Consider the following 13,260-nt stretch of genomic DNA (forward strand, 5'->3'; position numbering starts at 1 on the left):
GTCCCCCTCCAAGCCCCCCCGCCGACTTGCCTCGAGGCGCACCAGGCTCCTCTTCTTCCCTGTTCAAATATCCCGGGGGTCCGGGGGCTGGCCCCCGGCCCCGTCCTCTCAACCGGCGCCAACGGTTCCAAGAATGGAGAACCGGCCCGATGCTGACCCAGATCGTAAATCGCTTGCTGATCTCGATCCCGGTGCTGTTCGGAGTTCTGCTTCTCGGCTTCGGCCTGCTGATCCTGGTGCCCGGCGATCCGGCCATCGTGATGGCCGGCCCGACCGCCACCCCTGACGTTGTCGACAAGATCCGCGCTGAGATGGGCCTGGACGAGCCGGTCTATGTCCAGTTCTTCAGCTATCTCGGGCGCGTTCTGCAAGGCGATCTGGGCCGCTCGCTGATCTCCAACAAGACCGTCGTCTCGGAACTGCTCGCCGCCATCGGCCCCACGGCGGAGCTGATGGTCGCCTGTCTGATCTGGTCGGTGCCCCTAGGCATCGCGCTGGGCACGCTGGCCGCCGTGTTCCGAGGCGGGCTGATCGACCGGACGATCATGGCGATCTCGGTGGCGGGCGTGTCGCTCCCGATCTTCTTCATCTGCCTGATGATGATCCAGTTCGTCGGCGTGAAATGGCAGCTTCTGCCCTTCATCGGCCGGGGCGGTCCGCTCTGGACGGTGGATGGGCTGCGCCATATCGCGCTCCCCGCGCTGTCGCTGGGCGCGATCTTCATCGGGCCTGTCGCGCGGATGACACGCTCCTCGGTGCTGGAGGTGCTCAAGCTTGACCATGTCCGCACCGCCCGCGCCAAGGGGCTCAGCGAGACCCGGGTGATCCTGCGCCACGGGCTCAGGAACGCGCTAATCCCGGTGGTGACGCTGATCGGCCTTCAGGCGGGCTATCTGGTGGGCGGCGCCGTCGTGACCGAGAGCATCTTCTCCTATCCCGGCATCGGGCGGCTCGCGGTGGGCGCGATCCTGAGCTCGGATTTCCCGCTGGCGCAGGGGGCAATCCTGATCCTGGCGCTGGGCTTCATCCTGATCAACATGATCGTGGACATCCTCTACGCACTGCTCGACCCGCGGGTGCAGACATGACGGCAGCGACGGAGCAGACCGAAGCGCAGGTCCTCGACGCGCCGATGCCCGTGCAGCCCTGGTGGCAGAGGCTGCTGCGCGATCCGGCGGCGCTGGCCGCGGCGCTGGTCTTTCTGGCCATCGTGCTCTGCGCGCTTGCCGCGCCGCTCATCTCGCCGCACGACCCCTTCGCCAGTTCCCGCGCGGTGATGCAGCCGCCGGTCTGGGCCGAAGCGGGCAATTGGACCCATCCGCTGGGCACCGATGGCCAGGGGCGCGACATGCTCTCGCGGCTGTTCTACGGCACCCGGCTGACGCTGATTATCGGTGTGGTTTCCGTGGCGGTCGGCGGGATGCTGGGCTCGCTTCTGGGCCTGCTCGCCGCATTCAAGCCGGGACTGGACCCCTGGGTGATGCGGCTGGTGGACGTGATGCTGTCCTTCCCGGCGATCCTGCTGGGTCTCGCGCTGGTCGCGGTGCTGGGTCCCGGCGCGGGACCGGTCATCGTGGCGCTGGCGATTGCGACGATCCCCGACTGCGCCCGCATCGCCCGCTCCATCGCGGTCTCGGTGATGAAGCAGGAATATATCGAGGCGGGCCGCGCGCTGGGCCTCTCGGACATGGCGCTCTTCACCCGCTATCTGCTGCGCAACTGCATCTCGTCGATCATGATCTTCATCTCGCTGCGCTTCGGCCAGATCATCCTGATCGGCGCGGCGCTGTCCTTTCTGGGCCTGGGCGCGCGCCCACCCACGGCGGAGCTCGGCATGATGGCCGCGCAGGGCCGCGATTTTCTTCTCTTCGCGCCGCATATCGCGGTGATCCCCTCGGTGCTGATCTTCGTGATCGTGCTCTCCGCCAACATCCTGGGCGACGCGCTGCGCGACGTGCTCGACCCCCGTCTCAGATCCTGACCCAAGAACCGGCAAACCGGCGCCCCATCCACAAATCAATAGGGAAGACCAAGACCATGAATAAATTGATGACGACAACGGCGGTCCTGCTCATGGCCGGAAGCGTCGCGGCCCAAGAGATCACCATCGTCCGCGAGGTCGACAGCAACAATTACGACCCGCACAAGACGACCTCGCGCGCGGCCTCCGAGGTGCTGTTCATGATGGGGGACACGCTGGTGTCGCTCGCCCCCGACATGCAGACCATCCAGTCTGGCGTGGCTGAGAGCTGGGAGATCAGCGAGGACGCCACCACCTACACCTTCAAGCTGCGCGAAGACGTGCAGTTCTGCGACGGCAAGCCCCTGACCGCCGCCGATGTCGTCTATTCGATCAACCGCTGGATCGACCCCGACACCAACTCTCCGGTCGCCTGGCGCGCGGGCGAGGTCGAGAGCGTCACCGCGCTCGACGACTACACCGTCGAGTACAAGCTCAAGGCGCCTTTCTCGGAACTGCTCTACCAGCTCACCCAAAGCTTCGGGACGATCATCGACCAGGCCAATGTCGAGGCGCTGGGCGAGGATTTCGGCATCACCGGCTTCAACGGCACGGGCCCGTTCTGCTGGGCCGAGTGGACGCCGCGCGACAAGATGGTGATCACCCGGCATGAGGCCTATACTTGGGGCGCGCCGTTCCATTCCAATACCGGCCCCGCCTCGATGGCGCAGATCACCTGGCAGATCGTGCCCGAGGAGAACACGCGCACCGTCGCCATGCTGACCGGTCAGAGCGACGTGACCCAATACATCCCCGATATCGCGCTGGAGCAGCTGCGCGGCGCGCCGACCGTCGATGTGGTGCAGTCCGACCTCGCCTTCTGGACCTATTTCATGGGCTTCAAGATCGACAAGGAGACGGTCAGCGACCAGGCCGTGCGCGAGGCGATCAACCTCGCCGTCAACCAGGAGGCGATGGCCGAGGATCTGTTCTTCGGCGCCGTGCAGCCCGCCTATTCCTATGTCAGCCAGGAGGCGCTGGACTGGAACAGCGACGTCGACGACATCCTGCTGAAATACGACCCGGAGCGGGCCAACGCGATCCTCGACGAGGCCGGCTGGGTGCGCGGCGATGACGGCATCCGGTCGAAGGACGGCGTGCGGCTGGCGCCGACCGCTTACGTCTTCGCCGGCTCCACCTGGTCCAAGATCTCCGAGGCGGTGCAGGCCTATCTGCGCGAGATCGGCGTAGACATGCAGATCCAGGCCTTCGACGCCACAGTGGCCTGGGGCAAGCTCGCCACGCAGGAGTTCGACATGTTCGGCATGTCCTTCCCCTACGTGTCCTCGGGCGATGCGCTGAACCTCTATTTCCGGTCGCAGAACATGCCCTCGCCCAACCGCATGAACTGGGACGATCCGAAGACGGACCAACTGCTTCTGGCGGGCGCCACGGCGACCTCCGATGCGGACCGGGCCGCGGCCTATGGCGAGGTCTTGCAGATGGTGCACGAGGCCGCCGTCTGGCTGCCGCTCTATCACGAGCCGATGGTGATCGCGCAGTCCTCCAAGCTGGAGCCGGTCGTGCCACACAACATCTACGGCGCCGGGCTCTACAAGGGCCTCGACCTCAAGTTCGCCGAGTAATCCCCTCGTAGGGCGGGGATATCCCCGCCCTACCTCAAAATTCGAGAGCCGCCACCATGCCCGCCACCGTCATCCGAAACGCCGCCTGGATCGTCGCATACGACGCCGAGGGCGACTGCCACACCTACCTGAAAGACGGCGATGTCGCCTTCGACGAGACCGGCATCCTCCAGGTCGGCGGCACCTATGCGGGCGAGGCCGCGACCGAGATCGACGGGCGGGACCGGCTCGTCTCTCCGGGCCTCGTCAACATCCATTCGCACCCCTCGTCCGAGGCCATGAACAAGGGCTTCCTGGACGAGTTGGGCTCCAAGCGCCTGGGCATGTCCTCGCTCTATGAGTTCATGCCCCTCTTCCGCTGCGACGACGAAGGCCGCGAGGCCTGCGTCAACGTCACCTATTCCGAGCTTCTGAAATCCGGCGTCACCACGCTGGTCGACCTCTCGGTCGCCTGGGACGGCTGGATCGACGCCTTCGCCAATTCGGGCCTGCGCGGCATCGTCAGCCCGATGTATCGCTCCGCCTCCTGGGGCACCAAGACCGGCCGCTTCGTCGAATACGACTGGTCCGAGGACGGGGGCCGCGCCGCGATGGAGCAGGCCGTGGCCACCGTCGAAGCCGCCATCGCGCACCCCTCTGGCCGCCTGTCGGGCATGATCTCCCCCAGCCAGATCGACACCTGCACGCCCGACCTGATCCGCGACAGCTTCGCGCTCGCGCAGGAAAAGGGCCTGCCCTTCCAGATCCACGCCGCGCAATCCGTGGTGGAGTTCAACGAGATTACCCGCCGCCACGGCGTCACCCCGCTGGAATGGCTCGACAGCCTTGGCGTGCTGAAGCCCGGCGCGATCATCGGCCACGGCATCTTCCTCAACGATTACGGCCATGTCTTCTGGCCCGAGGCGGACGATTTCGGCCTGCTACAACGCTCCGGCGCGGCGGTCGCCCACTGCCCGACCGTGTTCCAGCGGCGCGGGATAACGATGAACACGGTGGGCCGCTACATCCGCGGCGGCATCCCGGTCGGCATCGGCACCGACACCTACCCGCACAACATGCTGGAGGAGCTTCGGACCGCGCTCTATCTCAGCCGGGTCATCTCCAGGAACCCCTACGACATCCGCACCTCGGACATCTTCGACGCGGCCACGCTGGGCGGCGCGAAGATCCTGGGGCGGGACGATATCGGGCGGCTGGCGGTGGGGGCCAAGGCCGACCTGTTCCTGGCCGACCTGAAGGATCCGCAGATGATGCCGGTCCGCGACCCACTGCGCTCGCTGATCTACGTGGCCGCCGAGCGGGCGGTGCGCGACGTCTTCGTCGATGGTGCCCATGTCGTGCAGGACGGCGAGACGCCGCAGATCGACCTCGCCTCCGCGCTGGAGCGGCTGGAGGCCGCGCAGCGCCGCGCCGAGGCCGCGTTCCAAGGGCTCGACTATGCCGACCGGCGGCATGACGAGGCCTCCCCTTACACCTACGCGAAGAAGGGCTGAGCCGTGACCGACGCACCCCTCCTGGACGTCGAGGATCTGGCCGTCGAGTTCCATGTCGGCGGCACCGTGCAGCGCGCGGTGCAGGGCGTGTCGCTGAGCCTCGCGCGGGGCCGCACCCTGGGCGTGGTGGGCGAGTCGGGCTGCGGCAAGTCGGTGACCTCGCTGTCGATCATGCGTCTCGTGCCGCAGCCGCCGGGCGTTTACGCCGGCGGCGCGATCCGCTTCGACGGGCGCGACCTGCTGACCCTGCCCGAGGCGGAGATGCGCGCCCTGCGCGGCGGCCGCATCGGCATGATCTTCCAGGAGCCGATGACCTCGCTGAACCCGGTCTATACCTGCGGCGCGCAGATAGAGGAGAGCCTTTCGGTCCATTCCAACCTCTCGCCCAAGGCCGCGCGGGAGCGCGCGATCGAAATGCTGGACCTCGTCGGCCTGCCCTCGCCCCGGCAGCGCGCGGACGACTATCCGCATCAGCTCTCCGGCGGGCAGCGGCAGCGGGTGATGATCGCCCTGGCCCTGGCCAACGAGCCCGACCTGCTGATCGCGGATGAGCCAACCACGGCGCTCGACGTGACCATCCAGGCGCAGATTCTCGACCTGATGGGCGACCTTCGCGGACGCACCGGGGCCGCCGTGATGCTGGTCACCCATGATCTGGGCGTGGTGGCGCAGACCTGCGATGACGTGGTCGTGATGTATGCGGGCCGGGTGGTGGAAAAGGCCCCGACAGCCGCCCTCTTCGCCGATCCGCAGCACCCCTACACGGTCGGTCTGATGGCCGCGGTCCCGCGCATCGACACGGCCGTGGACCGCCTGACCACGATCCCAGGCAGCGTTCCGCCGCCCTGGTCCAAGATCACCGGATGCCGCTTCGCCTCCCGCTGCCCGCTGGCCAGCGAGAAATGCCGCACCCAGGATCCGCCGCTGCGCGACCTCTCGCCCGGCCACGGCGTGGCCTGCTGGCACGCGCCGATCGAGGCCGCGGCATGAGCGCGATGCTGCAGGTCGAGGGGCTGACCAAGCACTTCCCCATCCGCCGCGGCGTCCTGCGCCGGGTCGCGGGCACGGTTCAGGCGGTCAACGACGTGAGCTTCACCGTCGGCGAGGGCGAGACGCTCGCCGTGGTGGGCGAGTCGGGCTGCGGCAAGTCCACCATCGGCCGCGCGCTGCTGCGCCTGCTGGAGCCCACGGCGGGGCGCGTGACGCTGGACGGGACCACGGTCACGGACCTCGCGCCCGACGCGATGCGGGCGATGCGGCGCAAGATGCAGATCATCTTCCAGGACCCGTTCGGATCGTTGAACCCTCGCATGACCGTGGCGGAAACCCTGGCGGAGCCGCTCCTGCTGCACGAATTGGCCACGCCGGGCGACGTGCAGGACAAGGTGGGCGCGCTGCTCAGCACCTGCGGGCTGCAGCCCTGGCACGCGGGCCGCTTCCCGCACGAATTCTCGGGCGGGCAGCGGCAGCGCGTCGGCATCGCCCGCGCGCTCGCCACGAGGCCCCGGCTGATCGTCTGCGACGAGCCGGTCTCGGCGCTCGACGTCTCGGTGCAGGCGCAGATCGTGAACCTACTCAAGGATTTGCAGGCGGAGTTCGGGATCGGCTACGTGTTCATCAGCCACGACCTCGCCGTGGTGCGCCACATGGCCGACCGGGTGGCGGTCGTCTATCTCGGCCGCATCGTCGAGGAGGCGCGGGCCGACGCGCTCTTCGCCCATCCGCGCCATCCCTACACCCGATCGCTGATCGCCGCCGCGCCGCGCCCCGATCCGACCCAGCGCAATGTCAGCGCGCCGGTCGAAGGCGATCTGCCCTCGGCGCTGAACCCGCCGTCCGGCTGCGCCTTCCACCCGCGCTGCCCGCTGGCTCAGGATCGCTGCCGCACGGAGCGGCCCGCGCTGCGCCAGGTCGGCACCAGCCGGGTCGCCTGCCATTTCGCCGAAACCTCCGAGGCGGGGGACAGCCGCCCCGAGGCCGCGCCCTCCGAGGCGCTGCGCCGCCGCCTCGCCATCCTCGACGCCGCCAGAGCCAAGGAGACCGCATGAGCCCCAAGGACGCCCCGACCCAGATGAACGGCGCCGAGAGCGTCGTGCGCAGCCTGCATGGGGCGGGCGTCGATGTGTGCTTCGCCAACCCGGGCACCTCCGAGATGCAGTTCGTCGATGCGCTCGACCGCACCGGCCTGATGCGCTGCGTGCTGGGCCTGTTCGAGGGCGTGACCACGGGCGCGGCCGACGGCTATGCGCGCATGGCCCGCAAACCCGCTGTCACTCTGCTGCATCTCGCGCCTGGTCTCGCGAATGCGGGGGCTAATATGCACAACGCCCGCAAGGCGCGGGCGCCGATGGTGAACCTGGTGGGCGACCACGCCATCCGCCACCGCGGCTATGACGCGCCACTGACGGCGGATGTCGAGGGCGCGGCGGCGCCCTTCTCGGACTGGGTTCGCACGGCGCAGGACGCGGGCAGCTTCGCCGCCGACGCGATGGACGCGCTGGGTGCGGCCATGTCCCGGCCCAACAAGGTCGCCACCCTGATCGCCCCCGCCGATATCGGCTGGGATCCGGGCGGACGGCTCGCCGCCCCGCCCCCTGCCCCGGTCTATGCGCCGCTGGAGGAGGGCGCCGTCGCCCGGGCCGCCGGGATGCTCGGCCCCGATTGCGTGATCCTCGCCTCCGGCACCGTGCTGGAGACGCCAGAGGCCGTTGCCCAGCTCCAGGGCATCGCCGCGGCCACCGGCGCCACGCTGCGCGCGCCCACGTCTAACCGCCGGTTTGACCGGGGCGCGGGCCGGGCGCCGATCCAGCGCGTGCCCTACCCGATCAACATGGCGCTGGAGGCGCTGGCCCCGTTCCGCCGCGCCATCCTGATTGAGGCCGTCCCGCCCGTGGCCTTCTTCGCCTATCCCGGGCGACCCAGCCTGCTGCTCCCGGAGGGCTGCGAGGTCCACACGCTGACGGGCCGCGACGGCGACGGTCCTGCCGCCGTGGCGGCCTTGGCGGACCGGCTGGGTGCCGCGCCGCTCGTGCAGGACACGCCCCTGCCACCCGCGCCGCAGGCCGGCCCCATCACCGCCCCCGCCATCGCCGCCGCCATCGCCAATGCCCTGCCGGAGGGCGCCATCGTGGTCGATGAGAGCATCTCCGGCGGCCGCGACATCTGGGGCGCCACCCTGGGCGCGGCGCCGCATTCCTGGATCGGGCTGACCGGCGGCGCGATCGGCGACGGCATCCCGATGGCGCTCGGCGCCTCGGTCGCCTGCCCCGACCGGCCGGTGGTGGCGCTCCAGGCGGACGGCTCGGCGATGTACACGATCCAGGGCCTCTGGAGCCAGGCGCGCGAGGGCTGCAACGTCACCACCGTGGTCTTCGCCAACCGCACCTACGAGATCCTCAAGACCGAGCTTGCCGCCGTCGGCGCCAATCCGGGGCCGTCGGCCTTGAACATGCTGGACCTGGACCGGCCGGGGCTCGATTTCGTGTCGCTTGCCCGCGGCATGGGCGTGCCCGGCCAGCGGGTCGAGGACGTGGCCGAGCTGATGCGCGTCCTGCGCGCCGCCGTGGCGGAGCCCGGCCCCTACGTGATCGAGGCTGCGATGTGACCCGACGCCGCCTCCCCCACCCAAAGGGTCAGACAACCGACAGGAGACCGACAATGACGATCAGACTGACAGCCGCGCTCGCCGCCTGCACCCTGGCCGCGCCCGCCCTGGCGCAGGACAGCTACACCGTCGCGCTCGACGGCACCTTCGCGCCCCACGCGATGCCGTCCATGTCCGGAGGCGTCGAGGGCTTCAACGTCGATCTCGCCAACATCATCGGCGAACGGCTGGGCGTCGAGATGGACATCGTCGCCACCCAGTTCTCCGGCATCCTGCCGGGCCTCGCGGCGGGCACCTACGATTTCGTCGTGGCGCCGACCACCATCACCGAGGAGCGGGCCGGGAACGTGCTCTTCTCCGAGGGCTATCTCAACACCGACTTCCAGTTCGTCGTCGCCGCGGGCACCGATCCCGTCGAGACGCTGGAGGGCTTCGCGGGCCAGACGATCGCGGTGAACCGAGGCTCGGTCTATGACAGCTGGGCGCGCGACCTCGCCGACGAGATCGGCTGGACGGTCGAGAGCTATGGCACTAACACCGACGCCGTGCAGGCGGTAGTCTCGGGCCGGGCCTTCGCCAACGTGGCGGGCAACACGGTCTCGGCCTGGGCCGCCAAGCAGAACCCGGCGATCGAGCTCTCCTATCTCTATTCCACCGGCCTCGTCTGGGGGATGCCGTTCCAGAAGGGCGACGAGGAGCTGCGGGCCACCGTCGAGGCGGTAATCGAGTGCCTGAAGGTCGATGGCACCATGACCATGCTCAGCGAGAAATGGTTCGGGGTGACGCCGGCCGAAGGCTCGGCCGCGGTCACGCCCCTGCCCGGCTGGGGCCAGCCCGGCTTCGAGGGCTTCGTCGAGGACGACCACGAGCCCGGCTGCTGATCATGGCGCGATCCCCCGAAACCACACCGACCCTGGAGGTCCGGGCATTGCACAAGGCCTTCGGGTCCGAGCCGGTCCTTCGGGGGATCGATCTGAGCGTGGCGCGCAGCGAGATGGTCTTCGTGCTCGGGCCCTCGGGCTCGGGCAAGTCGACCATGCTGCGCTGCTGCAACCGCCTGGAGGAGCCGACCTCCGGCGAGATCTTCATCGAGGGCGACCGGCTGACCGGCCCCGGCGTGAACCTCAACGCCATGCGCCAGCGGGTCGGCATGGTGTTCCAGTCGTTCAACCTCTACCCGCATCTGACGGCGATGGGGAACGTCACGCTGGCGCTGCGCCGCGTCCAGAAGAAGTCGCGTGCCGAGGCCGAGGCCATCGCCGCCGAGGCGCTGGACAAGGTCGGACTGTCGGACCGGGCGCGCCACCATCCCGGCCAGCTGTCGGGCGGGCAGCAGCAGCGCGTGGCCATCGCCCGCGCGCTGGCGCTGAAACCGACGGTGATGCTCTTCGACGAGCCGACCTCGGCGCTGGACCCGGAGCTGGTGGGCGACGTGCTGGCGGTGATGCGCGACGTCAAGGCGGCGGGCATGACCATGCTGGTGGTCAGCCACGAGATGGGCTTCGCCCGCGAGGCCGCCGACCGCGTGATCTTCATGGACGGAGGCCGTATCGTCGAACAGGGTCCGCCCGACCAAGTGCTCGGCGCCCCGACCCATGACCGGACCCGCGCCTTCCTGCGCCGGTTCCACGCCTGAGGCTGCCCGGATGGACCGCTTCCTCGATACCTTCTTCAACGCCGAGGTCCTGGCGCGCTATGCCCCCTCGATCCTGGACGGGGCCCTGGTGACGGTGGTGCTCTCGGTCCTGATCGTGCTGAGCGGCATCGGCCTGGGCACCTTGCTCGCCTGCCTGCGCGCCTACCGCATCCGCCCGATCTCCTTCCTGATCGTGATCTATGCCGACATCCTGCGCGCCCTGCCGCCGCTGGTGGTGATCCTGGTGGCCTATTTCGGCCTGCCCAATGTCGGCGTCGTCCTGTCGGCTTCGGTCGTGCTCTATCTCGTGCTCACCCTCGTCCTGGCCGCATTCGCCGAGGAAATCGTCTGGGCCGGGATCACCTCGACGCCCCAAGGTCAATGGGAAGCCGCCCGCTCGACGGGGCTGGGTTTCACCCAGGCGCTGGTCTGGGTGGTGCTGCCGCAGGCGGTGCGGATGGTGATCCCGCCGCTGACCAACCGCGCCATCGCCATCACCAAGATGACGGCGCTGGGCCTCGTCATCGGCGTGCCCGACATCCTTGGGAATGCCTCCACGGCGCAGAGTTTCTCGGCCAATGCCTCCCCGCTGACGCTGGCGGCCATCGCCTATGTCATCCTGTTCCTGCCCTTCGTGATCGGCTCGCGCTGGCTCGAAGCGCGTTTCGCGCGGCCGGGGGCGTAGACGATGGACGCGATCCTCCAGCAATTCTTCAACTGGGGCGTGATGGCGCAGGCGCTGCCGCTGCTGCTCAAGGGCCTCGGCATGACGCTGCTGATCTGCGCGGTGGTCATTCCGCTCGGGGCGCTCGGGGGGCTTCTGGCGGCCCTGGCCTCGACCGCGCAGGCGCGCGCCTTGCGTTGGAGCGCCATCGCCTTCGTTGACCTGTTCCGCGCGCTGCCGCCGCTGGTCCTGTTGATCTTCATCTATGCGGGCCTGCCCTTTGCCGGGCTGCGGCTGTCGCCCTTCGCGGCGGTCACGATCGCGTTCTTCCTCAACAACTCCGCCTATTTCGCCGAGATCTTCCGGGCGGGCCTGCTATCGGTCCCCAAGGGCCAGGCCGAGGCCGCCCTGTCGACCGGTCTGACCCCGGCCCAGACCCTGATCTGGGTGCGCCTGCCGCAGGCCACCCGCAACGTCCTGCCCGACCTGCTGTCCAACGTGGTCGAGATCGTGAAGCTGACGTCCCTGGCGTCGGTCGTCTCGCTGGGCGAAATGCTGCACGCCGCCGACCTCGTCCGGTCGGTCACCTACAACGCTTCGCCGCTCATCCTGGCGGCGGGGCTCTACTTGCTGCTGCTGTGGCCGCTGGTACGGCTGATCGGCCGTTTCGAGCGGCGCATCGCCGGATAGAGGAGGATCCCCCATGCGCGAGATCGTGATCGGTGGGGCCCAGATGGGCCCGATCCAAAAGGCGGAGCCGCGCACAGCGGTGGTGGAGCGAATGCTCGCCCTGCTGGAGCAGGCCGTGGCCGAAAAATGCGACCTAGTCGTCTTTCCCGAACTGGCGCTGACGACCTTCTTCCCGCGCTGGTGGATGGAGGATCAGGCCGAGATCGACGCCTGGTTCGAGACCGAGATGCCCAACGCGGCGACCCAGCCGCTCTTCGACCGCGCCCGCGAGACCGGCACGGCAATCACCTTCGGCTATGCCGAGAAGACGCCGGAGGGGCGGCATTTCAACACGTCGATCCTGACCGACAAGCAGGGCGCGATCATCGGCAAATACCGAAAGGTTCACCTGCCCGGCCATTCCGAATACGACACCGAGCGCGCCTTCCAGCATCTGGAGAAGAAGTATTTCGAGCCCGGCGACCTGGGCTTTCCGGTCTGGCGCAATCTGGACGCCTGGATGGGCATGTGCATCTGCAACGACCGCCGCTGGCCCGAAGTCTATCGCGAGATGGGGCTGCAAGGGGTGGAGCTGATCACGCTGGGCTACAACACGCCCTCGGTGAACAGCCAGCTGAGCGACGAGGGGCTGGAGAAGCGGCTCTACCACTCGGAACTCTCGATGACGGCGGGCGCCTATCAGAATGCCTGCTGGGTCGTGGGCGTGGCCAAGGCGGGCGACGAGGACGGGCATCCGCTGATGGGCGGCTCGATCATCGTGGACCCGGATGGCTTCGTCGTGGCCCGCGCGCAGACCGAGGGGGATGAGCTGATTGTCCATGCCTGCGACATGGATGCGTGCAATTTCGGCAAGACCACCATCTTCGACTTCGCGCGCCATCGCCGGATCGAGCATTATTCCCGCATCACCTCCCAGACGGGCGTGGTGACGCCGGAATGACGGTGCATGTCGACTTCGGCGACCTGGACCCCGCGATCCGCTACAAGCTGCTGACGGCGCTGGTCATTCCGCGCCCGGTGGCCTGGATCACCACGCGGGGCGCCCAGGGCCAGGTCAACGCCGCGCCCTATTCCTTCTTCAACGTCTTCGGACAGGATCCGCCCCTGGTGGTGCTGGGGCTGGAGCATCGCACCGATGGCAGCCCAAAGGACACCACCGCCAATATCGCGCGAGATGGGGAATTCGTGGTCAACATCGCGACCCCCGACCTCGTGGAGGAGATGGTCGCGACGGCCAGCGCCTACCCGACCGAGCGGTCCGAGCCCGAAGCCTTGGGCCTGCCGCTCGCCGCCTCGTCGCGCGTGGCGCCGCCGCGCCTCGCCCGCGCGCCCGTCGCGCTGGAGTGCCGGCGGCTGGTGGCCCTGAAATTCTCGGCCGAGCGCGATCTGCTGGTCGGCGAGGTGTTGGGGATTGCAGCCCGCGACGGCTTGATCGACCCTGAGACCTGGCGCGTGGAGTGGGCGGGCGCCTATCCTGTCGCCCGGCTCTTCGGCGACAAATATGCCCGGCTGGAGGAGATCGCCCCCGCGCGCATCCCTCCGGTCCCAAACCAATAGGGAGGACGCG

General features: G+C 68.7%; 13 protein-coding genes. All 13 read left to right on the forward strand.

Going from position 1 to position 13,260, the window contains the following annotated elements; all coding sequences use genetic code 11:
- Positions 1-149: 149 nt before the first annotated feature.
- The 13 genes from DTQ71_RS05410 to DTQ71_RS05470 are packed head-to-tail and all read left to right on the forward strand — an operon-like array spanning position 150 to position 13,250.
- Entirely contained in the window at positions 150-1,088 is a 939-nt protein-coding gene (locus DTQ71_RS05410) for an ABC transporter permease (RefSeq protein WP_109563269.1), read from the forward strand.
- Positions 1,085-1,981: an ABC transporter permease gene (locus tag DTQ71_RS05415; protein ID WP_109563270.1), complete on the forward strand. Its 897-nt coding sequence runs from the start codon at positions 1,085-1,087 to the stop codon at positions 1,979-1,981. Before DTQ71_RS05410 ends, DTQ71_RS05415 begins: the two co-directional genes overlap by 4 nt.
- A gap of 56 nt (positions 1,982-2,037) precedes the next feature.
- Positions 2,038-3,606, forward strand: coding sequence for an ABC transporter substrate-binding protein (locus DTQ71_RS05420; RefSeq protein WP_109563271.1), 1,569 nt, complete (start codon positions 2,038-2,040; stop codon positions 3,604-3,606).
- 56 nt (positions 3,607-3,662) lie between these two features.
- Complete coding sequence (locus tag DTQ71_RS05425; protein ID WP_109563272.1) at positions 3,663-5,099, forward strand: amidohydrolase family protein; 1,437 nt, start codon at positions 3,663-3,665, stop codon at positions 5,097-5,099.
- A gap of 3 nt (positions 5,100-5,102) precedes the next feature.
- A complete protein-coding gene (locus DTQ71_RS05430) occupies positions 5,103-6,089 on the forward strand; it encodes an ABC transporter ATP-binding protein (protein ID WP_109563273.1) in 987 nt (328 codons plus the stop codon).
- Positions 6,086-7,147, forward strand: a complete 1,062-nt coding sequence (locus DTQ71_RS05435; RefSeq protein WP_109563274.1) for an ABC transporter ATP-binding protein — start codon at positions 6,086-6,088, stop codon at positions 7,145-7,147. Before DTQ71_RS05430 ends, DTQ71_RS05435 begins: the two co-directional genes overlap by 4 nt.
- The gene (locus DTQ71_RS05440; RefSeq protein ID WP_245947266.1) at positions 7,144-8,703 is read left to right on the forward strand and encodes an acetolactate synthase large subunit; all 1,560 of its coding nucleotides are present in this window, start codon (positions 7,144-7,146) and stop codon (positions 8,701-8,703) included. The genes DTQ71_RS05435 and DTQ71_RS05440 overlap by 4 nt, the downstream gene beginning before the upstream one ends.
- A gap of 53 nt (positions 8,704-8,756) precedes the next feature.
- On the forward strand, positions 8,757-9,584 hold the full coding sequence (locus DTQ71_RS05445) for a transporter substrate-binding domain-containing protein (protein ID WP_109563275.1): 828 nt from the start codon (positions 8,757-8,759) through the stop codon (positions 9,582-9,584).
- Positions 9,585-9,586: 2 nt separating this feature from the next.
- Positions 9,587-10,339 carry an amino acid ABC transporter ATP-binding protein gene (locus DTQ71_RS05450; protein WP_109563276.1) on the forward strand — a complete coding sequence of 251 codons (753 nt, stop codon included), beginning with the start codon at positions 9,587-9,589 and terminating at the stop codon, positions 10,337-10,339.
- 10 nt (positions 10,340-10,349) lie between these two features.
- Positions 10,350-11,024: an amino acid ABC transporter permease gene (locus DTQ71_RS05455; RefSeq protein ID WP_109563277.1), complete on the forward strand. Its 675-nt coding sequence runs from the start codon at positions 10,350-10,352 to the stop codon at positions 11,022-11,024.
- Between the two features lie 3 nt (positions 11,025-11,027).
- Positions 11,028-11,693, forward strand: a complete 666-nt coding sequence (locus DTQ71_RS05460) for an amino acid ABC transporter permease (protein ID WP_109563278.1) — start codon at positions 11,028-11,030, stop codon at positions 11,691-11,693.
- A 13-nt stretch (positions 11,694-11,706) separates the two neighbouring features.
- Positions 11,707-12,633, forward strand: coding sequence for an N-carbamoyl-D-amino-acid hydrolase (locus DTQ71_RS05465; protein WP_109563279.1), 927 nt, complete (start codon positions 11,707-11,709; stop codon positions 12,631-12,633).
- Positions 12,630-13,250: a flavin reductase family protein gene (locus DTQ71_RS05470; RefSeq protein WP_245947267.1), complete on the forward strand. Its 621-nt coding sequence runs from the start codon at positions 12,630-12,632 to the stop codon at positions 13,248-13,250. The genes DTQ71_RS05465 and DTQ71_RS05470 overlap by 4 nt, the downstream gene beginning before the upstream one ends.
- Positions 13,251-13,260: the final 10 nt, after the last annotated feature.

It is taken from the genome of Jannaschia seohaensis (assembly GCF_900116765.1).
In the GTDB taxonomy this organism is placed as follows: Bacteria; Pseudomonadota; Alphaproteobacteria; order Rhodobacterales; family Rhodobacteraceae; genus Jannaschia; species Jannaschia seohaensis.